Source organism: Sphingomonas sp. NFX23 (assembly GCF_049887795.1).
In the GTDB taxonomy this organism is placed as follows: Bacteria; Pseudomonadota; Alphaproteobacteria; order Sphingomonadales; family Sphingomonadaceae; genus Sphingomonas.
On the sequence record NZ_JAGEKH010000002.1, the window covers coordinates 214,636 to 240,832 of the forward strand.

Annotated in this window: 27 protein-coding genes; 14 read left to right on the forward strand and 13 right to left on the reverse strand. The window is 66.1% G+C overall.

Annotated elements, in window-relative coordinates; all coding sequences use genetic code 11:
- Positions 1-158 precede the first annotated feature (158 nt).
- The 4 genes from J4O76_RS04835 to J4O76_RS04850 all read left to right on the forward strand — a co-directional run bounded on the left by J4O76_RS04835 (position 159) and on the right by J4O76_RS04850 (position 5,508).
- Entirely contained in the window at positions 159-698 is a 540-nt protein-coding gene (locus tag J4O76_RS04835; RefSeq protein WP_426280593.1) for a hypothetical protein, read from the forward strand.
- A gap of 209 nt (positions 699-907) precedes the next feature.
- Positions 908-2,830, forward strand: coding sequence for a S9 family peptidase (locus J4O76_RS04840; protein WP_426280595.1), 1,923 nt, complete (start codon positions 908-910; stop codon positions 2,828-2,830).
- A gap of 38 nt (positions 2,831-2,868) precedes the next feature.
- On the forward strand, positions 2,869-3,849 hold the full coding sequence (locus J4O76_RS04845; RefSeq protein ID WP_426280597.1) for an MBL fold metallo-hydrolase: 981 nt from the start codon (positions 2,869-2,871) through the stop codon (positions 3,847-3,849).
- A 78-nt stretch (positions 3,850-3,927) separates the two neighbouring features.
- A complete protein-coding gene (locus tag J4O76_RS04850) occupies positions 3,928-5,508 on the forward strand; it encodes a L,D-transpeptidase family protein (protein WP_426280598.1) in 1,581 nt (526 codons plus the stop codon).
- On the opposite strand, the gene J4O76_RS04855 is transcribed toward J4O76_RS04850, so the two are convergent.
- Positions 5,505-6,839, reverse strand: a complete 1,335-nt coding sequence (locus J4O76_RS04855; protein ID WP_426280599.1) for a chloride channel protein — start codon at positions 6,837-6,839, stop codon at positions 5,505-5,507. The genes J4O76_RS04850 and J4O76_RS04855 overlap by 4 nt on opposite strands.
- Positions 6,840-7,008: 169 nt before the next feature.
- Here J4O76_RS04855 and J4O76_RS04860 point away from each other — a divergent pair, with 169 nt between their 5' ends.
- A complete protein-coding gene (locus J4O76_RS04860) occupies positions 7,009-8,172 on the forward strand; it encodes an endo-1,4-beta-xylanase (protein WP_426280600.1) in 1,164 nt (387 codons plus the stop codon).
- A 27-nt stretch (positions 8,173-8,199) separates the two neighbouring features.
- Here J4O76_RS04860 and proC read toward each other — a convergent pair whose 3' ends face one another.
- From proC to J4O76_RS04885, 5 genes are all read right to left on the reverse strand, one after another.
- Complete coding sequence (proC, locus tag J4O76_RS04865) at positions 8,200-9,003, reverse strand: pyrroline-5-carboxylate reductase (protein ID WP_426280601.1); 804 nt, start codon at positions 9,001-9,003, stop codon at positions 8,200-8,202.
- Positions 9,000-9,506 (reverse strand): YbjN domain-containing protein, encoded by a 507-nt coding sequence (locus J4O76_RS04870; protein WP_165895101.1) that lies wholly within the window; start codon positions 9,504-9,506, stop codon positions 9,000-9,002. The genes proC and J4O76_RS04870 overlap by 4 nt, the downstream gene beginning before the upstream one ends.
- A 97-nt stretch (positions 9,507-9,603) precedes the next feature.
- Entirely contained in the window at positions 9,604-9,891 is a 288-nt protein-coding gene (locus J4O76_RS04875; RefSeq protein WP_426280602.1) for an accessory factor UbiK family protein, read from the reverse strand.
- 51 nt (positions 9,892-9,942) lie between these two features.
- Positions 9,943-10,461, reverse strand: coding sequence for a TspO/MBR family protein (locus tag J4O76_RS04880; RefSeq protein WP_426281101.1), 519 nt, complete (start codon positions 10,459-10,461; stop codon positions 9,943-9,945).
- Between the two features lie 220 nt (positions 10,462-10,681).
- Positions 10,682-11,479, reverse strand: coding sequence for a TlyA family RNA methyltransferase (locus J4O76_RS04885; protein WP_426280603.1), 798 nt, complete (start codon positions 11,477-11,479; stop codon positions 10,682-10,684).
- A 185-nt stretch (positions 11,480-11,664) separates the two neighbouring features.
- Between J4O76_RS04885 and J4O76_RS04890 the strand changes: the two genes are divergently transcribed.
- Positions 11,665-12,336: an RBBP9/YdeN family alpha/beta hydrolase gene (locus J4O76_RS04890; protein WP_056047792.1), complete on the forward strand. Its 672-nt coding sequence runs from the start codon at positions 11,665-11,667 to the stop codon at positions 12,334-12,336.
- Positions 12,337-12,477: 141 nt separating this feature from the next.
- Here the strand turns inward: J4O76_RS04890 and J4O76_RS04895 are convergent, their stop codons facing one another.
- Both J4O76_RS04895 and dxs read right to left on the reverse strand, forming a co-directional pair.
- The gene (locus tag J4O76_RS04895; protein WP_353466769.1) at positions 12,478-12,645 is read right to left on the reverse strand and encodes a hypothetical protein; all 168 of its coding nucleotides are present in this window, start codon (positions 12,643-12,645) and stop codon (positions 12,478-12,480) included.
- A complete protein-coding gene (dxs, locus tag J4O76_RS04900; protein ID WP_426280605.1) occupies positions 12,642-14,564 on the reverse strand; it encodes a 1-deoxy-D-xylulose-5-phosphate synthase in 1,923 nt (640 codons plus the stop codon). The genes J4O76_RS04895 and dxs overlap by 4 nt, the downstream gene beginning before the upstream one ends.
- Positions 14,565-14,713: 149 nt before the next feature.
- Here dxs and J4O76_RS04905 point away from each other — a divergent pair, with 149 nt between their 5' ends.
- Entirely contained in the window at positions 14,714-15,187 is a 474-nt protein-coding gene (locus tag J4O76_RS04905) for a GNAT family N-acetyltransferase (RefSeq protein WP_426280606.1), read from the forward strand.
- Between the two features lie 144 nt (positions 15,188-15,331).
- On the opposite strand, the gene J4O76_RS04910 is transcribed toward J4O76_RS04905, so the two are convergent.
- Positions 15,332-15,799: a Fur family transcriptional regulator gene (locus J4O76_RS04910; protein WP_426280607.1), complete on the reverse strand. Its 468-nt coding sequence runs from the start codon at positions 15,797-15,799 to the stop codon at positions 15,332-15,334.
- A 41-nt stretch (positions 15,800-15,840) separates the two neighbouring features.
- The gene (locus J4O76_RS04915) at positions 15,841-16,224 is read right to left on the reverse strand and encodes a MerC domain-containing protein (protein WP_056047781.1); all 384 of its coding nucleotides are present in this window, start codon (positions 16,222-16,224) and stop codon (positions 15,841-15,843) included.
- Positions 16,225-16,524: 300 nt separating this feature from the next.
- Between J4O76_RS04915 and J4O76_RS04920 the strand changes: the two genes are divergently transcribed.
- The 3 genes from J4O76_RS04920 to rpsI all read left to right on the forward strand — a co-directional run bounded on the left by J4O76_RS04920 (position 16,525) and on the right by rpsI (position 18,738).
- Positions 16,525-17,577 (forward strand): COX15/CtaA family protein, encoded by a 1,053-nt coding sequence (locus J4O76_RS04920; protein WP_426280608.1) that lies wholly within the window; start codon positions 16,525-16,527, stop codon positions 17,575-17,577.
- A 124-nt stretch (positions 17,578-17,701) separates the two neighbouring features.
- Entirely contained in the window at positions 17,702-18,181 is a 480-nt protein-coding gene (gene rplM / locus J4O76_RS04925; protein WP_060524218.1) for a 50S ribosomal protein L13, read from the forward strand.
- Positions 18,181-18,738, forward strand: a complete 558-nt coding sequence (gene rpsI / locus J4O76_RS04930; protein ID WP_082441435.1) for a 30S ribosomal protein S9 — start codon at positions 18,181-18,183, stop codon at positions 18,736-18,738. The genes rplM and rpsI overlap by 1 nt, the downstream gene beginning before the upstream one ends.
- Positions 18,739-19,068: 330 nt before the next feature.
- Here rpsI and J4O76_RS04935 read toward each other — a convergent pair whose 3' ends face one another.
- A complete protein-coding gene (locus J4O76_RS04935) occupies positions 19,069-20,052 on the reverse strand; it encodes a polysaccharide deacetylase family protein (RefSeq protein ID WP_426280609.1) in 984 nt (327 codons plus the stop codon).
- Positions 20,049-21,938, reverse strand: coding sequence for a sensor histidine kinase (locus J4O76_RS04940; RefSeq protein ID WP_426280610.1), 1,890 nt, complete (start codon positions 21,936-21,938; stop codon positions 20,049-20,051). The genes J4O76_RS04935 and J4O76_RS04940 overlap by 4 nt, the downstream gene beginning before the upstream one ends.
- A 167-nt stretch (positions 21,939-22,105) precedes the next feature.
- Here J4O76_RS04940 and J4O76_RS04945 point away from each other — a divergent pair, with 167 nt between their 5' ends.
- Positions 22,106-22,573 (forward strand): Lrp/AsnC family transcriptional regulator, encoded by a 468-nt coding sequence (locus tag J4O76_RS04945; protein WP_055880606.1) that lies wholly within the window; start codon positions 22,106-22,108, stop codon positions 22,571-22,573.
- A 213-nt stretch (positions 22,574-22,786) separates the two neighbouring features.
- Here the strand turns inward: J4O76_RS04945 and J4O76_RS04950 are convergent, their stop codons facing one another.
- Positions 22,787-24,079, reverse strand: coding sequence for a hypothetical protein (locus tag J4O76_RS04950; protein ID WP_426280611.1), 1,293 nt, complete (start codon positions 24,077-24,079; stop codon positions 22,787-22,789).
- Positions 24,080-24,242: 163 nt separating this feature from the next.
- On the opposite strand from J4O76_RS04950, the gene yaaA reads away from it, so the two are divergent.
- The 3 genes from yaaA (at position 24,243) to J4O76_RS04965 (ending at position 26,164) form a co-directional block, all read left to right on the forward strand.
- On the forward strand, positions 24,243-24,992 hold the full coding sequence (gene yaaA / locus J4O76_RS04955; protein ID WP_426280612.1) for a peroxide stress protein YaaA: 750 nt from the start codon (positions 24,243-24,245) through the stop codon (positions 24,990-24,992).
- Entirely contained in the window at positions 24,989-25,675 is a 687-nt protein-coding gene (locus tag J4O76_RS04960) for an SDR family NAD(P)-dependent oxidoreductase (RefSeq protein WP_426280613.1), read from the forward strand. The genes yaaA and J4O76_RS04960 overlap by 4 nt, the downstream gene beginning before the upstream one ends.
- A 207-nt stretch (positions 25,676-25,882) precedes the next feature.
- Positions 25,883-26,164 carry a hypothetical protein gene (locus tag J4O76_RS04965; RefSeq protein WP_426280615.1) on the forward strand — a complete coding sequence of 94 codons (282 nt, stop codon included), beginning with the start codon at positions 25,883-25,885 and terminating at the stop codon, positions 26,162-26,164.
- Positions 26,165-26,197 lie beyond the last annotated feature (33 nt).

The window sequence follows — 26,197 nt, forward strand, 5'->3', positions numbered from 1 at the left end:
AGGGGTGTATCGATCGCTATTACCGCACCGCAATGAATATCGTCGATTCGGACCTTTTGAGTTCCGTTTGCGACATTAGCGTGACATAAGCGCAACATAGTGTCCCCCGCCGGTCTCGGCCGATAGATTCTTTCCTTTATTCGTCTCGAGGTAGTCCAATGCGTGATTTGCGTGCCTATTGCGTTCCGTTTGCACTCCTCGCTCTGGCGGGCGCCTCCTGCGGTGAACCGGCAACCGCCGCCCCCGATCGGACCTCGTCGCGAACATTGGACGTTCTTGCGGAATGCCAGCAGGTTGCGACCGACGCTGCTCGGCTGTCGTGCTTCGACGCAGCCGCTCGCGAGATAGCGAGCGCGCGCAAGTCCGGCAGTTTGCTGGCGCTGGACCGCGCGGCCGTCGTCGAGCGTAAACAGCAGCGGTTCGGGCTCGCAGATGCGGCAAAAAACCCCCTTGGCGGCGGCGAGGCCGACCGGCTCACGAGGGTTACCGAGGTGAAGACGACGATCACCGGTGTAAGGGCGTCAAGTTACGCGCGTTTCCTAATCCAGCTGGCCAACAATACGGCGTGGGAGACGATCGAGCCTCTGACGCTCGCACCGCGCCCCGGCACCGCGGTCATCATCAAGCAGTCTGGTTTCGGCGGGTTCAAAGCGTTGATCGACGGCGAACGACCGGTTTTGGTGAAGCGTCAGCGCTAGTGACTGTGGCAAAATAAGCCCAAGCGCGTCTCTTGGATTTCACTGCCCGAGCTAGCAGGTACGAACCCGCGATCACGGACGATTTCGGCCCGCTACGGAAGCCGGGCGGCCGCGGCGCGAGGTCTTTGAACGGCGTAGTCACGACACCGGCTTGCCGCAGGACCGCCACGCGTTAAGCAGGGGCAACCGCTGTTCTGCCGGAGCCCCCGATGCGTCTTACCGTCACCGCCGCCCTTCTCCTCGCGACCGCCGTGCCTGCGTCCGCGCAGACGCTTCACCAATATGGCGGGCTCGCGCTGTCCCCCGCCGGCGATCGCACCGCGACCATTGAAAGCAGCGGCGCGCACGGTGTCATAACCCTCCGCAGCGTCGCCGACGGGCACGTGCTGCGGACGATCGATCCTTGTGCGACGTGCAGCTATGCGGGGCTGACCTTCGCGCCCAACGGCGACCTGATATTCCTGGTCCGCGACACCGCGGCGGGTAACGTCAGGCTCACCTATGCCGACGCCAAGGCGACGCGCACCGTCGCGACCATCGCCGGTATCGCGCAGACGCCGCGCGTGTCGCCCGACGGCAAGCGGATCGCGCTGCTGGTGACGCTCGGCGCGGCCAAGGAATCGGGCGCGACGCAGGCCGGCGTCAGGATGATCGGCGAGATCGACGAGAAGAGCGACGAGCAACGCCTCGCCGTGTTCGATATCGCCAAGGCGACGACGACGGTGACGCCACTGTCGCCTGCGGGTCGCTACGTCTACGAATATGACTGGACGCCCGATGGCCGCGGGTTCGTCGCGACGACCGCGCTCGGCAATGGCGACAACAATTGGTGGGTGGCGACGCTCGACGCGATCGACGCGCAGACCGGCGCGGTCCGATCGATCGCCAAGCCGACGACGCAGATCAACCAGCCGCGTGTGTCCCCCGACGGCCGCACCGTCGCCTATGTGGGCGGCCTGATGAGCGATTTCGGCTCGATCGGCGGCGACGTCTTCACGGTCGGGCTGGAGGGCGGCACGCCGCGCAACGTCACCGGCGGCGCCAAGTCGACGGTGACGACGATCGCCTGGACCCGCGGTGGCCTGCGCACGGTGACGCTGGCCGGCGACCAGATGCAGTTCGGCACGCTCACCCCCGGCCAACCGGTGGTGCCGGGCTTTGCCAAGCCGGCAAGCTCGAGCGCAGGCGATGGCCGTGCCGTGTTCTCCGCGGACGGGCGGATTGCTGCCGGCGTGGTCCAGGATTACGAGCACGCACCGGCGATCTACGCAGGTCCGCTCGCCCCTCAGGGACAGGGCGTGAAGCAGATCACGCACGACAACGACGCGATGCCCGCGCTTGCCACAGCACGTAGCATCAGCTGGAAGAACGAAGGCTTCGACGTTCAGGGCTGGCTCCTCGCGCCCCGCCCAACCTCGGGCACCGCGCCGGCCGGCAAGGCGCCGATGATCACGATCGTCCACGGCGGCCCATCGGCGGCCTCGACGCCCGGCTATCTCTACCCGACCTCGCTCAACGCCGCTTTGGTCAAGGCGGGCTATTACGTCTTCCTGCCCAATCCGCGCGGCAGTTACGGCCAAGGCGAGGCATTCACCGCCGCGAACAAGCGCGACTTCGGCGGTGGCGACCTGCGCGACGTACTGGCCGGCGTCGATGCGGTCGAACGCGTCGCCCCGGTCGACGACAAGCGCCTCGGCCTTGGCGGGTGCAGCTATGGCGGGTTCATGGCGATGTGGGCCAACACGCAGACCAACCGCTTCAAGGGCATCGTCGCGGGCGCCGGCCTGTCGAACTGGGTCAGCTATTACGGCACCAACGGCATCGACCAGTGGCTGCTGCCGTTCTTCGGCAAGTCGATGTACGACGACATGAAGGCGTATGAGGACGTCTCCGCGATCTATCACGCGAAGACCGCCCGGACGCCGACGTTCATCTATGTCGGCGAGCGCGATATCGAGGTGCCGCCGACCCAGTCGATCGAATGGTGGCACGCGCTGAAGGATCGCAACGTCCCCGTAAGCCTCGTGATCTATCCCGACGCCGGCCACTGCGTGACGGGCCCCGAACAGTCCGCGGACGTCCGCCAGCGGTCGATAGCGTGGTTCGACAAATACGTGAAGAACGCAAAGTAGCGTCTGGGCGGCCGGGGGGCTTCGGGCTAGGCAGGCGCATGCCGCAGAACCGTTATTACCAGGGTCCCCCGTCCGACCATTTCGATGGTCTCCGGTTCTTCAATCCGGGGCAGGCGCCGACCGATCGCGGCCTGAAAGACGTGCTGCGGTGGAAGCTGGCGCCCGGTGTTGCGAAATGGCCGCGCTCGGTGCCGGTCACGCCGGCCAATCCCGACGCGCGCGTCGACGGGATCCGCGTCACGATGATCGGGCACGCCTCGATGCTGATCCAGGTGGCCGGGCTCAACATCCTGACCGACCCGATCTGGTCGGAGCGCGCGAGCCCCGTCTCGTTCGCCGGGCCAAAGCGCGTCGCGGCGCCCGGTGTCGCCTTCGACGACCTGCCGCCGATCGACGTCGTCCTCATCAGCCACTGCCATTACGATCATTTCGACGTCACCACTTTGCGCAGGCTCCAGGTGGCGCATACGCCCCTGTTCGTACTCCCACTCGGCAACGATACGATCCTGCGCGCCGCGGTGCCCGACGCCCGTTGCATCGTCGGCGACTGGTGGGACCGCCTGACGATCGGCGAGGGCATCACCACCACGATCACCCCCGCCTATCACTGGGCGAACCGCTGGCCGAGCGACGTCCGGATGGCTTTATGGGCCGGACACTGGCTCGACACACCCACCGGTGCGATCTGGTTTGCAGGCGATACCGCGTACGGTAATGGCGCGATCTTCGGCCAGATTCGCGAGCGCCTCGGCGCGCCCGACGTCGCGCTGATCCCGATCGGCGCCTACGCCCCGCGCTGGTTCATGGCCGGGCAGCATGTCGATCCCACCGAGGCGGTGCGGATCTTCGACGAGGTCGACGCGAAACAGGCGCTGGGCATTCACTGGGGGACGTTCCAGCTGACCGACGAAGCACGGGACGCGCCGCAAATCGCGCTGGGCGAGGCGCTGGACGCAGCGACGATACCCCGCGAGAAGTTTGTCGCGGCACCACCCGGCGGCGTCTTCGATTTCGGCTGATCGACGGGAGCCGAACCCAGGAACCGAGAAATCTGCCGCTAATGTGAGCCCATCGAACGGTCCAAACGTTATCCACCGATGACAGTACGAACTTTGCGGATGCAGCTCGCTCTGGGTTGCATGCCGGTCCTGGCTCTGGCGCTCGGTGGATTTGCTCCCGCGCCGAAGCCCATCGTCCCAACAAAGGCCGTCGCGGAAGGCCAGCCCCGCTCCGCATCGAAGTCGGCACCAAGGGCAGTTGGCAAGGCCACTCCGACCAAGGCCGCTTGGACTGCGGCAAACATCGCGGCCTTCGATCAAATCCTTGCCGACCGTGCGCGCCACGGCCTCGATCGGGTCGAGTTCCTTCCCGCCCCCGCTGACGGCGCCGCGCCGATCGACGATAGCGCGCGAACCAAGGCGGCACTCGACTATGCCGGCGCACTCGCACAGGGCCGCGTCGACCCCGCCTCGCTGCATCAGGTCTACACGCTGCCCCGCCCCAAGGTCGACCTTACCACCGGGCTGTCGCGGGCGCTGGCCAAGGGCGATCTCGTCGCATGGTTCGACGGTCTCCCACCGCAGGATGCCGAGTATAAACAACTCTCCGACGCGTATCTCGCGTTCAGCGCCAAGGCGTCGACCGCAACGCCGGTCCAGGCGATCCCCTCCGGCGTCATCCGCGTCGGCAACCGCGACGCGCGTGTCGCCACGATCGTCGAGCAGCTCGCGGAGAGCGGATATCTTCCCTCGTCGACCGACCCGCTCGCCGTAGCGCCCGTACCGACGCCATTTTCGCCGACAGCGACCATGCCGACGACCCCGGCACCAATGATCTACACGCAGGCAATGGCCGAGGCGCTGAAAGGGCTCCAGACCGACTACGGCATCGCCGCAGACGGCGTGGTCGGACCCGAGACGTTGAAGGTGCTGAACCTGGGTGCGGGCGACCGTGCGCGCGCGCTCGCGGTCGGGCTCGAACGGCGGCGGTGGCTGGCGCGAACGCCGCCGCCCACGCGGATCGACGTCAACACCGCCGCCGCACAGCTTCGCTATTACCGCGACGGCACGATGATCGATCGGCGCAAGGTGATCGTCGGCGAACCCGGCCGCGAGACGCCGGCGCTGTCGTCGCCAATCTATCGTCTGGTTGCCAATCCCACCTGGACCGTGCCCAAATCGATCCAGAACGGCGAGATGGCCAATGTCGGCGAGGAGTATCTGACCGCGCACAACATGGTCGTCCGCGATGGCTGGATCGTCCAGCAGCCGGGGCCGAGTAACGCGTTAGGCATGGTCAAGTTCGACATGGCGAACGATCAGGCGATCTATCTTCACGACACCTCCGCGCCGGGCTTGTTCGATCGCAGCCAGCGTCACCTGAGCCATGGTTGCGTCCGCGTCGAGGATGCGTTGGGGTTCGCGCGGATCCTCGCGGAGGACGAAGGCGTCGGCGAGGCATGGCAGACGGCGCAGGATTCGGGCGAGACGAGCTTCGTGCCCCTGCCCCGCCGCATCCCGGTCCGGCTGCTCTACCACAACGTCTATGTCGACGATGCCGGCAAGATCGCGTTTCGGACCGATCCTTACGGTTGGAACGATCCGATCGCGGAGCAACTCGGCTTCGCCAAGGCATCCGCCAAACGCGCCGAGGCGCAGGCGATCGATATCGGGCCCTAAGGGACTTTCGGCGTTGCGGGCATCGCGAACGTCTTCGACAACCCGTGGTACAGCTTCTCGCGGCAGACCCATTGGCTGGCCGCATCGGCGATGAACGCGGTTGCGAACATCGGCAGCATCAGCCCGCGGCTGGCGGTCGTCTCCGACAGGATGATGACCGCAGTCAGCGGCGCGCGGACGACACCCGCGAAATACGCGACCATCCCCAGGATCACGATCGCGCTTGCGGGTTCGCCGGGAAACACTTCGCGGAGCAAGTTGCCGACCCCGGCCCCGACGGCGAGCGACGGCGCGAAGATTCCGCCGGGCAACCCCGCGATCGCGGTCGCGGCGGTCGCGACGAACTTCGCGGGTCCGAACCACAAGGGTGCATCGACACCGACGATCATCGCGCGCGCCGCGGAATAGCCCGTTCCCCAGGTCAGGCCGGTGAACACGCCCAGCACCGCGACGACCGCACCGCACGCTCCCGCGAACTTGACCGGGTTGGCGCGGGTCCAGGTCGTCATGCGGTTGCGGCTCTGCGCCATTGCCAGCAACGTGTGGGAAAACAGGCCGCCCGCCATCCCGCCGGCGATTCCCGCAACCGGCGCTACCAGCAGCGCCGACAGCAACGGCATATGCGCGCCGATCGCACCGAAATAGATGTAGTCGCCCTGCACCGACTGCGCGACCATCCCGGCGATGACGATCGCGGCGAGGACCAGCAGCGTCACGCGCTGCTCATACGCCGACGCCAGTTCCTCGATCGCGAACAACAGCCCGGCGAGCGGTGTGTTGAACGCGGCTGCGACCCCCGCCGCGCCACCGGCGATCAGCACGCCGCCCCGCAACGGCACGCGGACCAGCCGGTGCGTCGCGCCCATCACCGCCGCGGCAAGCTGGACGGTCGGCCCCTCGCGCCCGACCGACGCGCCGCCCAGCACCGCGCCGATCGTCAGCACGGCCTTGGCGGCGACGGTCCGCGGCGAGATCAGCGTCCGCGTCGCCTCGTTCGGATCGGCCTGTGCCGCGATCACCTGCGGAATACCTGATCCCCGCGCGAACGGCGCGTACCGCCGGGTCAGCCAGACCAGTGCCATGAACGTCAGCGGCGTCGTCAACAGCGGCAGCCAGTGCCAGCTCTGCGCGTACCCGGCGAACACCCCCGCCGCCCAATCCGCCGCTTCGGCGAACAGCGTCGCGACGACGCCGATCAGGATCGCGCCCGTCAGGATCGCCGCACGAGTGCGGAACTGCACGGACCGTGGCCCCCGTGCACGCAGCAACGCACGGTACCGCGACGGCGTCCAGCGTTTCGCCGGCATAAGATGATCGAAGAGCCCAGGCATGATGTCGATCTAGTTCATGCCGCCCGCCACGTCACCCGCCCCATCACCCGCCTGCGTCACCCGCCTGCAACCTGGCGGCGCGCAGGCCTTGGCGGCCCGGTAAGCGATTGACATCGTCCCGATATCTAACAACGATAGCGCTATCACAAAAATATAATGAGGATGCTTCGTGGACATTACACGGCGGGACGGACTGGGCATGCTGGCGGGACTCGCGGCTGCTGGCGCTACGGCGAATGCTCAGGCGCGATCGATCCTGCGCCCGACGGGCGCCGACGGGAGCTTGCAGTCGCTCGCAGCAGCCAAGGGCATGCGCCTCGGCTCCTGTTTCGCGTGGAGCGAACCCGGCGCGGACCGCGGCTCGTTCGCCAATCCGGCTTATGCGAGACTGCTGAAGCGCGACTGCGGGCTGCTGGTGCCTGAAAACGAGATGAAGTGGCAGGCCCTCCGCCCCAGCGCCACGACCTTCGACTTCACGCGATTCGACGCGATGATGGCATGGGCCGATGCCAACGCGCTGCCCGTCCGCGGCCACAACCTCCTATGGCACCAGCCGAAATGGATGCCGAAATGGGAAGAGAGTCACGACTTCGGCGCGACGCCCGCGCGTGCGGCGGAACAGTTGCTCGTCCGGCACATCACCACGGTATGCCAGCGCTACGGTACGCGCATCCGCAGCTACGACGTGGTCAACGAGGCCGTCACTCCCGCCGACGGCACGCTGTACACGACCGCCCTGTCCCGCGCCCTCAGCAGCCCCGAGGCGACGCTCGACCTTGCCTTCCACACGGCGCGCACCGCAGCACCGCACGCGCAACTCGTCTATAACGACTATATGAGCTGGGAGCCGGGCAACGCACAGCACCGTGCCGGCGTCCTCAAACTGCTGGAGGGGTTCAAGGCCCGCGGCGTTCCGGTCAACGCGCTCGGCGTCCAGTCGCACCTCGTCACGCAAGGCACCGACACGCGCGCCACGATCGCCGCGCTCGAAGGCGAATGGCGTCGTTTCATCGATGCCGTCACCGCGATGGGCTATGCCATCGTCATCACCGAACTCGACGTCCGCGACAACAATCTCCCCGCCGACGTCGCCGCACGCGACCAGGGAGTGGCCGACTTCACGCGCGGCTATCTAGACCTGATGTTCGCCTACCCGGCGCTGAAGGACGTGCTGTTGTGGGGCATGACCGACCGCTACAGCTGGATCGAGGGTTTCGAGCCGCGCAAGGACAAGGCTCGCCGCCGCCCCTGCCCATACGACGCCGCATTCTCCGCCAAGCCGATGCACGCAGCAATCGCCGCGGCCTTCACCGCGGCAGCACCGCGCGGCTAGCAAGTCCCACGACATTCCACGCCGCCTCTAACGCGCCGCAGCCGCCATTTCAGCGTTGCGCCGTTCGGAGGCGGCAAGCGTCGCGGTAAGCAGCGCGACCAGGGCGTCGTCGCGGTCGAGGACGTTCAATCCCTCGCGGGTCGATCCACCGGGGCTGGCGACGCGGTCGGCGAGTATGGCGGGCGATACGTCCGCCTCGGCCGCCATGATCGCGGAACCCTCCAGCGTGGCGATAGCGAGACGCGCCGCCTGGTCTACCGGCAGCCCGAGCGCTGCACCCGCCCTGGCGAGCGCGTCGGCGAATCGGAACACGAACCCGGGGCCCGATCCGGCAAGCGCAGTCACGGCATCGAAATGCGCTTCGTCGGCGATCCATTCGTAATGACCGAGCGGCGCTGCGAACGCTTCCGCCGCCGCGATCGCCTCTTCCGACGCACCAGCGGTGTAGAGCGACGTCACGCCCTTGCCGATCGCGACCGGAAGGTTGGGCATCGCACGAACGATCGTGTCAGCCGCGAACCGCTGGGAGAGTGCCGCGTGGTCGACACCGGCGAGGATCGACAGGAGCAGCTTCGGCTTACCTCGCATGGGCGCCAGCAAAGCCTGCGCCGCATCGATCTGCTGCGGCTTCAGCGCGAGCATCACGGTCGCGGGCGCCTCTTCGTCGGGAAGCGCGGTCAGCGACCGGACGCCTTGAGGCGCGCCCTGCCCGCTCCGCGTGATTACCGTAACAGTCGCCGGGTCGAGCCCCGCGGCGATCCACCGCCGGAGCATCGCCCCGCCCATGTTGCCGCAACCGATCAGCCACAGCGGACCTGCCGGAAAGCTCATGCCTCGCCGTGCGTTTCGATCAGTGCCGCGGCGATCGCTTCCTTGGGGCTCTTTCCGCCCCACAGCACGAACTGGAACACCGGATAGAAGCGCTCGCATTCCTCGATTGCCGATTCGACGAGCAGTTCCGCCGCGTCGAGCGACATCGTGCCGTCGTCACCCCCGTCGACCATCGCCGCGTGCCGGAACAGCAGGATGCCGCTCGACGACCAGAGTTCGAAATGCCCGATCCAGAGCTGTTCGTTGACCAGCCCGATCGTCTCGTAGACCGCCTGGCGCCGCTCGTCGGGCACTTTGATGTCGGGAAAAGCGAGGAATTGCAGGACGCTATCGTCTTCGCGCCACAGCGCGCGCAGTTCGTAGGTCGCCCAGCTTCCCTTGACGGTCGCGACGATCTCATCGTCGTGACGCTCATGCTCCCAGCCATGCGCAGCGTAATAGCTCTCGAGCATGTCGATCGGGGCGGCGTCTTCATGGTCGTGGTCGGCGTGTTCAAGCATCATAGGGTCCTGGCGGTCCTTATCGCACGACAAAGGGTGCCGAGGCAAAAACGCCCCGACAACCCCATCGGCCCCAATTCTGCGGAAAACTGTGGAAAAGTCAGTCGACCGACGCCCCGAGCGGTGCATTTACCGTCGATTGTGCGGCAAACTTGGCTTCGAGCGCATCGAGGCGCGCCTTCAACGCATCGTTCTCGTCGCGGGCAGTCGAAGCCATCGCCTTCACAGCGTCGAACTCTTCGCGGCTGACGAAGTCGAGCCCGCCGAGCCATTCGCGCGCGCGTTCCCGTGCGCCGGAACCGGCTTCGCGACCGACGCCCGCAAGCGTACCGGCAGCACCGTTCAAGACCTTGACGATATCGTCGAACACGCGGTTTTCGGACTGCATTGCTTCAAAATCCCAAAGACTGTCGCAGTGACTGTGACAGTGACTGCTGCGTCACAGCATTTGGGACGTATGCGGCGCGGGTGCAAGGGTTTCGGCACTGGGGTTCAACTGCCCGATGCTGAACGCGAGCACGCCGGCAAAGCTGATCCACACCATATACGGCACCATCAGCCACGCCGCGGCGGGCCGGATGCGCGCGAATACGAAGGTCGCGGCGATCGACAGCACCAGCATCGCGACGATCACGAGTACCGACAGTCCGATCCTGTGCGCGCCGAAGAACATCGGCGTCCAGGCGAGGTTGAGCAGGAACTGGCCGACGAACAGCACGACGGCGACCCCTCGCAGCCGAGCGCCACGCGCGTTGAGGATCATCGCGAGCGCCAGCCCGATCAGGATGTAGAGCGTCGTCCAGACGACTGGGAACACCCAGCCCGGCGGGTTAAGCGCAGGCTTCGCGAGCGCCATGTACCAGGCATTCTCGCTGCCGACGCTGACCGATCGGCCGGACAGGAAGCCCAGCAACAGGATCAGGGGCACGGTCACGACCGCCCAGCGGAGGAACGACATCCTCAACTGGCCCTTCGAAGCGATACCGCCCACACAAATCCTTCCGCCTCTACGCGCGCTCGTCCTGGCGCGCATTTTGCGATCGGTAAACCGAGTTTGGTGGAGAATCGTTCCGCTAGTGGTTCATTCCGGCACGCTACCTCCCCACGCCGTCATCCTGACGAAAGTCAGGATCCAGGATACCGAGCGCACCCCGCGTGGCTCTGGGGCCTGACTGTCGTCAGGATGACGGCGATGTTTGGGTCTCGCTTGCCGCTTCCTGTAGCCGTTGCTCAGAAGCCGGCCGCCTATGCAAAGCAGCAATCAGGAACTCAACGTTACCCTCGGGCCCCGTGATCGGGCTCTCGACCACGCCGACCACGCTCCACCCCTGCCCGGTCAGCCACGCGGCAACCTCGTCGCAGACGCGCTGGTGGATCGCGGTATCGCGGACGACCCCACCCTTCCCCACTTCGCCGCGCCCCGCCTCGAACTGCGGCTTCACCAGCGCCATCAGCCTCGCGTCGGGCTTGGCAAAGGACATCGGCCGCTCCAGCACCTTGGCCAAGCCGATAAAGCTCGCATCGCAGACGATCAGGTCGATCGGCTCCGGGATATGCGCGGGCGTGAGGATCCGTGCGCTGATTTGCTCGTGGACGATGACGCGCTCGTCCTGCCGGAGCGACCAGGCAAGCTGGTTGGTGCCACTATCGACCGCGTAGACCTTCGCCGCGCCGTTCTTCAGCATGACGTCGGTAAAGCCGCCGGTCGACGAGCCAACGTCGATCGCGACCGCGCCGGCCACGTCCCAGCCGAAATGCGCCAGGCCGTGCGCCAGCTTGATCCCGCCGCGCGAGACCCAGGGGTGATCGCGACCGCGCACATCGAGTTGCACGTCGTCCGCGAGCGTCTGCCCCGGCTTGTCGACCTTCTTCGTCCCCGCGAACACGAGGCCCGCCATGATCAGCGCCTGCGCGCGCGTCCTCGACTCGACCAGCCCCCTGTCGACCAGCATTTGGTCCGCGCGTATCTTCACCATCCGCACGCTATCGCCGCCCAATCCGATTGCCGCAAGCTGCCTTCCTTTCGCCGCAATGCCATTGCCTACCGATCGAGTAGGATTATCTTGAGCGCATGGGATCGTGACCGGATGGCGTGCCCTAGAGCGTCCTTCGGCCACGCTCCCGACCTCGAAGAACGAGGTTTTGGAGAAGGAGAAGCGCTGTGGGTAGTTTCGCACCGTATGATTCCGTCCAGCCGACGATCCTGACCGTGCCCGGCCTTGGTGGATCGGGTCCTTCGCACTGGCAGACGTTATGGGAAGAGGCGCGGCCCGACACGGTGCGCGTCGAGCTCGGCATGTGGAACACGCCGCACCGCAATGCCTGGGTGACGCGTCTGGACGAGGCGATCCGGCAGGCACAGGCACCGGTGATTCTCGCCGCGCACAGCCTCGGGTGCCTCGCGGTGGCATGGTGGGCCGAACTGAGCCCGCAGCCTTATGGCTGGCCGGTAGCGGGCGCGCTTCTCGTGGCACCGGCGGACGTCGATCGCGGCGGCGCGCAGGCCGAACTGAAGGGCTTCTCGCCGACTCCGCGCACGCCCCTGCCGTTCCCGTCGATCGTGGTGGCGAGCAGCGACGACCCCTGGGTTACTCCGGAACGTGCGCACAGCATGGCGGCGGACTGGGGCAGCCACTTCGTCGATGCCGGGCCGCAAGGGCATTTGAATGCCGCGAGCGGGATCGGCTGGTGGCGTGAAGGGCAAGACTTGCTGGAGCGGGTGATTGCGGCGAGTGGCGATGGGCGCGGGCAGGCTTTGCCGCCAAGCAAAGCGCGGTCGATCCTTGCGGTGAGCGCTACAGACGCCGCGCAAACGCACTACTTGGGCGGCTGATTGCTCGCTTGAGGCTGCACCACCCCGGCGGAGGCCGGGGCCCAGTTGGGAAACGTCGCTAACTGAGCGCGATCGCCCATTACTGCGACCTCTCCAACTGGGCCCCGGCCTTCGCCGGGGTGGGGTGGTGGAGTTGGCTGCTCACGAAATCCGCGTACCATCCTCATCGAACAGTTCGGGATTAGCCGCCTGCTCGGCCTTCGCCGCTGCGAGCCCACCCCGCATCCGCCGCCACATCGCGATGTTGAGCGAAACCATCACGACCACCGCCAGCGCAATGATCACGAGCCCCTTGGTCGGCCCGGTCATGCGCGCGCTTCGGCAACCCCGCCCGAATTGTGGCGGAGCGCCTTGAGCACGGTATCCACCAGCGCGGTCGCATCGAGCCCGGCTTCGGCATACTGGACTTCGGGCTTGTCCTGATCCTGATACACGTCGGGCAGGCGCAGCGTGCGCAGCTTAAGCCCACCGTCGATCAGCCCCTCATCCGAAGCCATCGTCAGTACGTGCGCGCCGAAGCCACCGACCGAATTCTCCTCGATCGTCACCGCGACTTCGTGCGTCGTGAGCAGCTTGCGGATCAGGTCGACGTCGAGCGGCTTGGCGAAACGGAGATCCGCTACCGTCGTGCTCAGCCCCTTGGCTTCGAGAACCTCGGCAGCCTTGAGCGCTTCCTCGAGACGCGTGCCGAGCGACAGGATCGCGATCTTCTTGCCCTCGCGCACAACACGCCCCTTGCCGATCTCCAGCAGTTGCGGAGTCTCGGGCAGCGCGACGCCGGTGCCGTTGCCGCGCGGATAGCGCACAGCGATCGGGCCGGTGTCGTACTGCGCCGCGGTGTGCGTCATGTGGACGAGTTCAGCCTCGTCAGCCGCCGCCATCACGACGAAGTTCGGCAGCGTCGCGAGGTAGGTAACATCGAACGACCCAGCGTGAGTCGCCCCATCCGCACCGACCAGCCCAGCGCGGTCGATCGCGAAACGGACCGGCAGGTTCTGGATCGCGACGTCGTGCACGACCTGATCGTACGCACGCTGAAGGAACGTCGAGTAGATCGCGCAGAACGGGCGCATCCCCTGCGCGGCAAGGCCGGCGGCGAAAGTGACGCCGTGCTGCTCGGCGATACCGACGTCGAAGAACCGGTCGGGATACGCCTTGGCGAACGCGTCGAGCCCGGTGCCCGACGGCATCGCCGCGGTGATCGCGCAGATCCGCGGGTCGTTCGCAGCCTCGGCGACGAGCTGCGCGCCGAACACGTTCTGGTACTGCGGCGGGCCCGGTGGCGCCTTGGTCTGCACGCCCGAGATCACGTCGAATTTCTGGACGCCGTGATACTTGTCCGCGGCAGCCTCGGCGGGGCCGTAGCCCTTGCCCTTCTTGGTGACGACGTGGACGAGGATCGGGCCCTCCTCGGCATCGCGGACATTCTCGAGCACCGGGATCAAGTGTTCGAGATTGTGCCCGTCGATCGGGCCGACATAATAGAAGCCGAGTTCCTCGAACAGCGTCCCGCCCATCGTCATGCCGCGCGCGAATTCGTCGGTCTTGCGCATGCCGCTGGCGATCGGCCGTGGCAGACGCTTGGCGAGCTTCCGGGCAAGATCGCGGAAGCCAAGGAACTCGCGACTCGACACGATGCGGCTGAGATATGCCGACAATCCACCGACCGGCGGCGCGATCGACATGTCGTTGTCGTTGAGGATCACGACGAGGCGGTTGCCCGCCTGAGCGGCGTTGTTCATCGCCTCGTAAGCCATGCCCGCCGACATCGCGCCGTCGCCGATCACCGCGATGCCCTTGCCGGGCGTCCCCGCGATCTTGTTGGCGATCGCAAAGCCCAGCGCCGCCGAGATCGAGGTCGATGAATGCGCCGCGCCGAACGGGTCGTATTCGCTCTCGCTACGCTTGGTGAAGCCGCTGAGGCCGCCGCCCTGGCGCAGCGTGCGGATCCGATCGCGGCGTCCGGTGAGGATCTTGTGCGGATAACATTGGTGACCGACGTCCCAGACGAGGCGGTCGCGCGGGGTGTCGAAGACATAGTGGATCGCGGTCGTCAGCTCGACCACGCCGAGGCCCGAGCCGAGATGCCCGCCGGTGGTGCCGACCGCGGAAATCGTCTCGGTACGCAGTTCGTCGGCGAGTTGGCGGAGCTGGTCCGGGCGCAGCTTGCGGAGGTCGTCGGGCGTCGAAACGGTGTCGAGCAGCGGTGTCGAGGGAAGGTCGGCCATCGGACGGGCTTAATGCAGCGCGCGTATCGTGTCGATTGTTACCGTGTCTTGACGTAGCATTCGCGCTGGAATCGCTCGGAAAGTGCACAATTATGAACTTTACGCACCGTGTTGCCGTGGCTGCAGATATTCCGGCGATTTCCGCGCTGATGGCCCGCGCAATCGGCGCGTTGCAGGGGGACTTCCTCACGCCAGCACAAGTCGAGGCAAGCCGCGCGGTGATGGGGCTCGATACGCAGCTGATCGCGGACGGGACGTATCTGCTAGTCGAGGCGGGGGGTCGGCTGGCCGGATGTGGCGGCTGGAGTCGGCGCGCGACGCTCTATGGGGGCGATCACAGCACGGCGTTGCGCGATGCGGCGTTGCTCGATCCGGTGCGCGACGCGGCACGGATTCGCGCGATGTACACCGATCCGGATTTTACGCGGCGGGGTGTCGGGCGGCTGGTGTTATCGGTCTGCGAGGCGGCAGCGCGAGAGGCCGGGTTTGCGCGGGCGGAGATGATGGCGACGCTAGCGGGGGAACCGCTGTACCGGGCCTGCGGGTATCTACCGATCGAGCGGATCGAGACGCCGGGCGAGGTCCCGGTGCCGATGATCCGGATGGGGAAGGATTTGACCTAAATCCGATCCTCCCCCGCCAGGGGGAGGTGGCGCCGTAGGCGACGGAGGGGGAGGACACGGAACAGAGTTTGCCCTTCCCTCCCCCTCCGTCTGGCTAGCGCCAGCCACCTCCCCCTGACGGGGGAGGATCAAGCGGTGCCGAAGCTACTTCGCCTCGCACTCCGCGCAGCGCCCGCGGACTTCGATCACCGGGCGGACCGGGGAGAAGCCCGCTGCCTGCGCCGCGTTCCGCACACCCTTGGTGATCGTGTCGTTATCGAGATGCGTCGTCTGGCCGCACGAGTCGCAGACCAGGAAGATACAATCGTGCAGACAATCGGGATGCGCATTGGCGACATAGGCATTCGCGCTCTCTACCCGCCGAGCGAGGTTCGCGCCGACGAAAAGGTCGAGGATGCGGTACACGCTGTTCGCGGCGACCCGGCGACCTTCGGCTTTCGAGACCGCCTCGGCGATATCGTACGCCGACGCCGGCTTCTCGAAGCTGGCAAGTGCGGCAAACACGCTGGCACGCATCGTCGTCCATTGCTCGCCAGCCTTTTCGAGCGTCGTCTGTGCTGCGACGGTGAGATCGGCGCCCTGCGGTTCGGTGTGGGTGTGAGCGTGCGCCATGCTGGATGAAGTAGGATGCCGGAACAGTTCCAGCAACCCGCTCAGCTTTCCGCGCGACGGTTGAGATCGTGGCCGAATGCGAGCAGCCCGACGCCGACGATCGTCCACAACGTCTCGCCGCCACCGCTGTCGTGCGGCAACGTCATCGCGCCCGCCATGATGCCGAGCCCGAGCGCGCCCATCGCGGCGGGCATCATATAGCCGTGATTGAGCACGCCGCGGCCGAGCGCGAGTGCGCCGAGGCCGATCGCGATCGTCAAGCCGACCTCGTGGAAGATCGGGTCGAGCAGGAACCCGCCGGCCGTCGACATCAGCGCGACCAGCACAGAGGTCGCGAGGCAATGCACCATGCACAGGCCCGAGAGTCCGATCGCATAGCGATCGAGCCCGGCGAAGCGGTGGGTATGCGTGGCCGAGGGCGTCATCGTCAGTCGGATATAGATGGGCCGCTGAAAGGATACAACATTACATTGCAGATTTTCTTGGGTGATGGGGTGGTTTTTCGTCGCCGTGCCGCAAGACCCTGACCATGCAACGTCGCGCCATCCTCACTTGTTTCCCCGCGAAGGCGGGGACCCAGCCTGGGCTCCCGCCTTCGCGGGAGAACAATGAAGCAGAGCGCTGTGGCTACTGGGGTATTGGCCCTCGATCGCCCCCAGCAACATGAAGCAACGGCGCACCACGAACCGATGGCGCCCCGCCGCGCAAACCACTATCTCCTCATCATGCTTCAACCCAGCGTCGCCTTCCTCAGCAAAGCCCGTCCTCGTTCCGTCGCCCTGTGGCTGTTCACGGTCGCCGGTCTGATCGTCGCGATGGTCGTCATCGGCGGGATCACGCGGCTGACCGAGTCGGGGCTGTCGATCACGCAGTGGAAGCCGATCAGCGGAATCATCCCGCCACTCAACGACGCGCAGTGGCAGGCCGAGTTCGACGCCTACAAGCGCATCCCCGAATACGCCGCGTTCAACGCCGACATGACGGTCGGCGGGTTCAAGGCGATCTTCTTCTGGGAATACCTCCACCGGCTATGGGGCCGCGTGATCGGGCTCGTGTTCGCGGTGCCGCTGATCTGGTTCGCGGTGCGCAAGCGTATCCCGGTCGGCTATGGCTGGCGGCTGTCGGCGCTGCTGGCGCTCGGTGCGTTCCAGGGCGCGATCGGCTGGTGGATGGTCGCCTCAGGTCTGTCGGTGCGAACCGATGTGAGCCACATTCGACTTGCGGTCCACCTGTTGACCGCACTGACGATCCTCGCCGGGATCGTGTGGACGGCGCTCGACCTGATGGCGCTGCACCGCAATCCGCTCGCCGCCCCTGCACGCCTCGCGCCGGTAGCGATCCTCGCGCTGGCGCTGCTGTTCGTGCAATTGGTCTATGGCGCGTTCACCGCCGGGCTCGATGCGGGCTATGCGTTTGCGAGCTGGCCGCTGATGGGCGACGGGCTGTTCCCCGCCGACGTGCCGATGGTCAATCCCGCCTGGAGCAACGCGGTCGACAACCCGATCGTCGTGCAGTTCATCCACCGCTGGTTCGCGTTCGCCGCCGCCGCCGGGCTGATCTGGCTGGCGATCAAGGCGACCAAGACGGGCAGCAGCGCGGGGTTCTTCGTCGTCGGCCTCGTCACGCTCCAGATCATGCTCGGCATCGCCACGCTGATGACCGGCGTGCAGATCGATGTCGCGGTCGCGCACCAGGGCAACGCCGCGCTCCTCCTGATCGCCGCGATGTTCGCCGCCCACGCAGTCGGCACGGCACCTCGCGTAAAGCAGCGGGTATGATAATACCCGTCAGGAAACCGGCGGAAAGCTTGACTTGAAGCCCCCCTTTCAGCATTAGGCCGGCATTCGCGCTGTGGGGCCTCCCCTTGGTGCGCTTGCATTCAATCTGGAAGGTCTAACGCCCATGAAGGCGCTCATGAAGACCACCAAGTCGGCAAAGCCGGCTGAGGTGGAGAAGCAGTGGCATATCGTCGACGCGGAAGGTCTCGTTGTCGGCCGTGCCGCATCGATCATCGCCAACGTCCTGCGCGGCAAGCACAAGGTGTCGTTCACCCCGCATGTCGATTGCGGTGACAACGTCGTAGTGATCAACGCCGACAAGATCCGCTTCACCGGCAACAAGGCCGCGAAGAAGATCTATTACAAGCACACCGGTTACGCCGGCGGCATCAAGGGCATCACTGCCGCCAAGGTCCTCGACGGCCGCTTCCCGGAGCGCGTTCTCGAAAAGGCTGTCGAGCGCATGATCCCGCGCGGCCCGCTGGGTCGTGAGCAGATGCGCAACCTGCGTATCTTCAAGGGTACCGAGCATCCGCACGAGGCACAGAACCCTGCCGTGCTCGACATCGGCAGCATGAACCGCAAGAACAAGGTGGGCGCATAATGTCCGACAACCGCCAGTCGCTCGCCGATCTCGCGAGCCTGACCAACCAGCCCGCGCCGGCTGCCCCCGCCGAGCAGGCTCTGCCGACCAGCGAAGGCGATATCGCAGCGCCGGTCTCGAACGAGCCCGTCCGCGAGCCTATGCCGCTGCGCGAGCAGATCCTCGACAAGCAGGGCCGCGCCTACGCGACCGGCCGTCGCAAGGACGCCGTCGCACGCGTCTGGGTCAAGCCCGGCACTGGCAAGATCACGATCAACGGTCGTGACCAGGAAGTGTATTTCGCACGTCCGACGCTGCGTCTCGTCATCAACCAGGTGTTCGGCATCACCGAGCGCGAAGGTCAGTACGACGTCGTCTGCACCGTCAAGGGTGGTGGTCTTTCGGGCCAGGCCGGCGCGGTCAAGCACGGCATCAGCCAGGCGCTGACCCGTTTCGAGCCGGTGCTGCGCGCATCGGTGAAGGCAGCAGGCTTCCTGACCCGCGACAGCCGCGTCGTCGAGCGCAAGAAGTACGGCAAGGCGAAGGCTCGTCGTAGCTTCCAGTTCTCGAAGCGCTAATCTCGCTTTCAGTATCTGCGTATCAGAAGGGCGGTCCGGCAACGGGCCGCCCTTTCTGGTTTGGGGGTACAGCGTGATGACGCCAGGGTGAGAGCTGCAACGTAGCCCAAACCCCAACGATCTCCCCTCCCTTCCAGGGAGGGGAGCCTGTTGGAGTTGGCGCGCAGCGTGCCTATTGCAGATGCCACGGCGGTCGAACTTGTCGAACGTTGATGGTCCCGCCAGATACGAAAGCGCGCCAAAGCCGCAGCGGCGCGGCCGTTTCTTGTTCTCCCGCGAAGGCGGGAGCCCAGTCTGGGTCCCCGCCTTCGCGGGGAAACAATCGACGCCTTACCCCAACGCCGAAATGATCTCGTCAAGCGAGGCATTGTGAATCCCACGCCGCTCGAACTCGTCGAGCATCGCGGTCCACCAGTCGTGGAAACGCTTCAAATCCGCCGCGTCGCGAACATAAGGCGTGTGACCCGGGACCAAGGACGGCGAGTGGAAGGACAGGTTGAGCAACCGCAGCCCTTCGCCATCCGCCACCGCGACGGCCTCCAGAGCGTCAGCGATCGGCATGTCCTCGGGCGTCAGCGCGATCCGGGACAACAGGTGCGCGCGCGCGAAGAGGCCCCTGCCCTTCGGAATTCGCCCGAGCGCCCGGTACAGCTGCGCGCCGCCCCGTCGCGCACCGCCCGTGAAGACAGTGGTCAGCGGCAACGCGACGATGCCCTCCGCGCGATAGGCGCCGGCGTCGGCCATCGAGAAATCTGGACCTCCGTCAGCACTGTAATCATAGCCGGGACGAACCGAGCTATCGATCCGGTAACCGAGCCTAGCGAGCAGCGCGAAACTGTTTGGACCGATACCGTAGCGGCCGGCCCGATAGGCACGCGGGGCGCGGCCGAACGCATTCGTGATGGCCCGCGTCAGCGTTTCGAGCTTGGCGGCTTCCGATGCACGCGGCAGGTTGCCGGCGTAACTCGATCCCGGCGGCGCGCTGTCCGGGAACGGCGGATTGACCCAGGCATGAAGCTGCGTGCCGATCTCCGACCGTCCATCTTCGAGGACACGTCCGAGTATCGCGACGGCCACCGGATCGGTGGCGACTGGGTAATCGACCATGCAGGCCAGCGCGACGCCCCGTTCAGCGAACCGGCGATGCGCGTCAGGAAAGGCCACCATCGCGGTCGTCGCGCGGTTGCGGCGATTCAGCGGGGCGTTCCAGTCGAATTCCTCTTCGACGTCCGCGAAGACGGTGAAGCGCGTGCCGAATGCCTCGGGCCATACCACGCGTTGTGCGTCGGTCGGGCGCGGGGGGCGATACGTCACCGCTGTTCGTCGGCGGTCCGCTCCGCATCGACAGTATCAGCAGCCGGAAGCTGAAGGGTCAGGCGGTCGGCGCCGATCGTCAGCACGCCGCCCAGTTCGACCGCGAGGTTCTGCGCCAGCCGCAACGCGAAACCAGTCCCGAGCAAGGGCGCGCCATCGCCGTCGCTCTCATGTTCGGCATCGATGCTCAGCAGGACATCGGTGGCATGCGCGGCGAGCGCAGCGGGTCGGTCGAACTCGATCATCACGGTATCGGCGACCGGCCGCACGACCACGCCGAGCTGCTCGCCCTTCCGCCCCGCCGAAACCAGCGCGGCGAGCAACCGGCCGATCAGCCGCTCGACCGCACGATCGTCGCCGAGGATGTCACAGTCGCCCGCCAGCATCGCCACGACCAGGCTCGTACCACGCAGCGTCGCGAGCGGCTGAAGATCCCGCACGACCCGGTCGAGTAACGGACGAACCGGCACCGTCGTCGGGCGCAGGTCGAGCGCACGCCCTTCGATCCGTGCGGCAGTATCGAGATCGTCGATCGCCGCGAGCAGGTCGCCCGCCTGCGTGCGGATCGTGGTCGCACGGTCGCGGTAGGTCGGCGAGACCGGACCCAGCAACTGCGTCTCGATCAGCTCCGCGAACCCGGCGATCGCATTGGTGGGCGTGCGCAGTTCGTGAACAAGCTGGCGGAGCGAATCGGACACTGGCGACGAGACGCGAACCGGCTCGGCCGTCTCGTCGCGACGCGGGCGACGCCCCGTTCCGCGGAAACCGATAAATCGGCCCGACGCGTGCTCGAACGCCGGCACGCCCGAAAGCCGCCACGATCCGAACGCATCGGACAGGCCGCCTACTTCGAGCCGCGCATCGCTGAACCGCGAGCGGCGGCGGAACGCGCCCGCCGCGACTCCGTCGAGATGCGCCTCGCCCTGTTGCGCGGCATAGGCGAGCGACACGCCGACCAGTGCCGAGCGCGCGACGCCGTCGACCATCCGAATGATCCCTTGCGCATCGGTCTCGAAACGGAAGCCCTCGATCTCGGCCGCTACGGGCGCTGGCGTAGCAGCATCGACGGTGCGGTCGCGATTGAACGCTTCGATACGCGCGACGAGGTCGGAAATTTCGAACCGATCCGCCGGGGCTGCATCCTCGGGTGCCGGAACGGGCGGTTCGGTTTCGGCTAGCTTGGCGTGGCGAAACGCCTCGGCGACGAACGGCAGCCCGCGTGCGACCGCGCCGAGCGCCATGAACGGGGTTTCGCTGAGCGGCGCTGCGTAGAGGGACAGCTCGGGAATGTCGGCGGGAGCCGGTTCGGAAAGCTTCGCGATCTGTTCATCGCGGACTGGCGCCTTTTTGCTCAGCGCCGGCTCGAGGGCGATGGGCTCGGGCGCAACCGGTTCCGCCTCGGCCACCTCGATCTCGACTGGCGCTTCGGGTTGCGGCAACACGAAGTCGGTCGGACCGAAGCTCTGCAACCCACGCTGGACCTCGCCGGGCAGGTCACGACGATGGCGCAGCACGGATCGGCTCGGCGGGGTCAGTCGCGGAAGAAGCGCGAGCCAATCGTCCGGCTCCAGCGTCGCCGTCCGCAACACCGGCGCGGCGATCGCCAGCACGTCTTCCGCGAAGAACCCGACGAGCCGAGCATCGGGCTTGGCAAACGCCAGCGCCCGCGCACTCGCAGCCCGGACCTCGACCGGCACCGCCTGCCGCAACAGCCGCAACCGCGCGATCGCCGGCTCGTCGACGACCGCACGACCGCGTCCCATCAGGTCGACCAACTGCCGCCACGCCGATTGCGCACCGAAATCGGTGGCCATGTCGGCGGCAAGGATCGTCTTCAGGCTATCGTCGAACCGCACATCGTTCCCCGGCTTCAGCGGGCTTAGCACGCTCTCCGTACCGATTCCTTAACGCGCGCGGCGATGCGAAGGAACAACCCATTTCGGTAGGCAATGGCCTTCGTCGCATTGTGGGACAATTGCGTTTCGCCGCAACAATCTTATCGCTATGAGGAATGAATCGCTTGGTTTGCGATGCCCATCAGGAGTTGCGTGTAATGAGTTTTGACCGGATCGATCGGCAGATCCTGTCGCTGTTGCAGGCCGACGGTCGGATGACCAATGTCGATCTGGCCGACCAGGTGGGGCTCACCGCGCCGCCGTGCCTCCGCCGCGTCCGCGCACTTGAGGAAGCGGGTGCCATTCGTGGCTATCACGCCGATCTCGATGCCAGCCGCCTGGGCTTCCCGATCACCGTGTTCGCGATGGTGTCGCTACGCAGCCAGGCCGAGCACGACCTCGCCGCGTTCGAACATCACATCGCCGACATTCCCGAAATCCGCGAATGCCACATGCTCAACGGCGAGATCGACTTCATCCTGAAGATCGTCGCCGCCGACCTGAAGAGCTTCCAGGAAATCCTGACGACGCACCTGACGCCTGCGCCCAACGTGGCCAGCGTGAAGACGTCGCTGACGATCCGGACGGCGAAGGCGCTGTCGGGGATCCCGGTGGTGGTCGACTAGCATCTAGTCTTCGCCCCTCCCTGGAAGGGAGGGGTTGGGGGTGGGTCGGGCTCCGCTTGGTTCGGACCTTCGTAACACAAGCAGGCCAACCCACCCCCTGCCCCCCCCCTTTCAAGGAGGGGAGTTTGGACTTTGTGATGGGCCGGCCATACCCACAAACGAAAACGGGGTGGCATTGCTGCCACCCCGCTTCCTTGTTCAAGACGCCTTAGCTTAGGCAGCCGGTGCGCCGAGCCAGGTCGTCCACAGGCCAGCAACGTCCGCCTTCGGCGAAGCCTTGACCGCCGAGAACGCCGTCGCAGCACCCGCCTTGTCACCCGACCGCGCGAGCGCGATGCCCATATGCAGGTTGACGTCGTCGGCATCGACGCCGCCCTTGGTCAGCGCCAGGCGGTACAACTCGATCGACTTGGCGTAGTTGTTCTGGCCGAGATAGGCATCGGCCGTACCCGCGGCGAGCTTGCCGTTGGGCGCCGCCGCAGCGCGCTTCTCGAGGCCCGACAACGGACCATCGTTGGCGATGTTCTTGCTCGCATCCGCCAGCAGGCCCTTGGCCATCGTGTTCGACGCCGGGATCTTGCCCGACGCAAGACCTTCCTTGATCACCGCCTGCGCTTCGCTCGGCAAGCCGCGACGGTTTACGCTGTCGGCATACTGGAGATAGTCGGTCTGATCGGCGAGCGAATTGGTCGCACGCATCAGGCGGAACACGTCGACCTTCTGTGCCTCGTCGAGCGGGATCAGCGCGTTTGCCTGGATGCCAGACAGGATCAGCACGTCGCGCCAGTTCTTCGCCGACGGGTATGCCGTGATCCACTTCTTCAGCCACGCCATCGTATCGGCGTTGCGCTTGGCAGCGTAGGACTTGGCGATCGCGTACCGGTAATATTCCTCCGGCGCCTTCTGGCCCGATGCCGTCATCTGCGCGATGCTGGCCTCCAGATCGGCGGTCGCACCGGCGACGTCGCCGCTGTCCATCTTCGCCTTGATGACCTGCAGCGGCAGGTTCGGATCGGTGTAGCCGAGCTCCTTCGCCTTGGCGAAATACTGGAGCGCGATCGGGTACTGCTTGCCGTTGAACGCGAGTGCACCGCGGCGATAGGCATAGCGACCGCGGTCGGCGGCCGGCGTCGCCGGGTTGGCGATCAGCGCGTCGAGCGGCTTTGCCAGCGTCGTCTCGTTCATCGGCGCGTTCGGGTTGGCGGTCTGCGCGGCGACCAGCTTCTCGTTCTCGAGCTGATAGCGGAGCGCGGCGCCGATATACTTCTCGTAGTCGGTCTTGGCGGCGGCATCGACCTGGTCGATCGCGGTCTGCGCGCCGGCGTAATCCTTGGCGGTCAGCGCGGTCTGCGCGGCAATGCCGGGCTTCTGGACTTCGGGGCTCAGCTTCATGGCCGGTGCCTCTTCGGCCTTCTTGTCCTTGGCGAACGCAGGCGCCGACAGCGCGAGGCCGCTCGTGCCGGTGGCAAACGCCGCAATCAGTGCAAGCTTGGAAATGGTCTTCATGCGGAAACTCTCCCTCTGCGTCGGCCCGCTTACGTAAGTGGCGCGCGACGACGCTATATGATCCGCCATGCATACGTTCAAGCGAGCGGCTTGGATCCCGCGGATGTAAGATTGCGCGTGAACGTCGATTGAACGCGCCCCCGGCCGTCGCTAGATCGCGGCCATGATCGCTGTCCTATCGCCCGCCAAGACGCTCGATTACGAGAGCGCGCTGCCCAAGCTCGACCCGACCGCACCGCGCTTCGCCGATGAGGCGAAGACGCTGGCGCATGCCGCCGCGCATCTGACGCCGAAGAAGCTGTCGGAACTGATGCATATCTCACCCGCACTGGCGAAGCTGAACGCGGACCGATTCCGCGATTTCGACACGCTGCCCGAGCGGCCGGCGATGTTCGCGTTCGCGGGCGACGTCTATACCGGGCTGGAGGCGAAGACCCTCGACGAGGCGGCGGTGGACTACGCGCAGGACCACGTGCGCATGCTGTCTGGGCTGTACGGGTTGCTGCGGCCGCTCGACCTGATGCGACCCTACCGGTTGGAGATGGGCACGCGCTGGGCGCCCCGGAAGACGAAGCTGACCGACTGGTGGGGAGACAGGATCGCCAAGCTGCTCGCGGACGACGTCGAGGCGGAGGGATCGCAGACGATCCTCAACCTCGCGAGCCAGGAATATTGGGCGGCGGCGGATGGGAAATTACCTTCGTCCATACGCGTCGTAGCGATCGATTTCCGCGAAGGCGAGGCACAGAAGTTCGTCAGCTTCCATGCGAAGAAGGCGCGCGGCATGGTCGCGCGGTGGCTGGTCGAGCACCGCGTCGACACGGTCGAGGGGATCAAGGGGTTCGACAGCGACGGCTATGCGTATGACGCGGCGGGCAGCAGCGACGCGCAGTTCCGGTTCGTGCGCAAGTGAGCAGCGCGGTCGTCATCGGCGTGTCGGGTGGCATCGGCAAGGCGCTTGAGGAGGCGCTGATCGAGGAAGGGGCTTTCGATAAGGTCTACGGGTTCGCGCGATCGGATAGCGGCGATCGGCATCTCGATTTGGAAGACGAGGCTAGCATTGCGGCGGCGGCCTTGCGGGTCGGGTCCCCGACGCTGGTGATCGTCGCGACGGGCTTGCTGCACGACGGTGACAAGGGTCCCGAGAAGACGATGCGCGAGCTCGATCCGGTGTGGATGGCGCGCAACTTCGCGATCAACGCGATCGGCCCGGCGCTGGTGGCGAAGTACTTTTTGCCGACGATGCCCAAAGCGGGGCGGATCGTGTTCGCTGTGCTCTCGGCGCGCGTGGGGAGCATCGGCGATAACAAGCTCGGTGGCTGGTATGGCTATCGCGCGTCGAAGGCAGCGCTGAACCAACTGGTGAAGACGATCTCGATCGAGGACAAACGGCGAAACTCCAGCGGGATCGTCGTGGGTCTGCATCCGGGCACGGTCGACACCGGTCTGTCGAAGCCGTTCCAGGGCAACGTCACCCCCGGCAATTTGTTCAAGCCTGACCGCGCGGCGGTGCAGTTGCTCGACGTCATCGACGGCCTGCGCGCGCCGGACAGCGGCAAGCTGTTCGCCTGGGACGGCGCCGAGGTCACGCCTTAGTCGCTGTTCTCCTGCGCACGCAGGAGCCCAGGATACCAAACGATACCGCCCGTAACCCTGGGCTCCTGCTTGCGCAGGAGAACCGAATTCGCACCCCACCTCGCCCCGCTCATGACGCAGATTTCACCTATCTGCCACACTCCGTTCAGGTCCCTCGGCGCAGTCTCTCCGCATCGTCCACCAAGGCCGAAACGAGAGGATACCCGCATGAAGAAGTCTCTCCCCCTCGCGATCCTCGCCGCCGCTACGCTGCTGTCCGGCACCGCAGCCGTCGCCGCGACCCAGGCTCAGACCAGCGTCAAGCCGAAGACCGTCGCGACGCACACCACCACGACCAAGACGACCACGCCGATGGGCAACACCAAGGTCGCCAAGCACACCACGACCGTCGCCAAGGGCCGCATGGTCACCGCCAAACTCGCGAACGGCAAGACCGTCACGTACAATTGCTCGCTCGCCGGCAACAAGACCAAGACCGCGTGCAAATAAGCCTCAAATTAACGATGAAACCCTTCTCCCTCG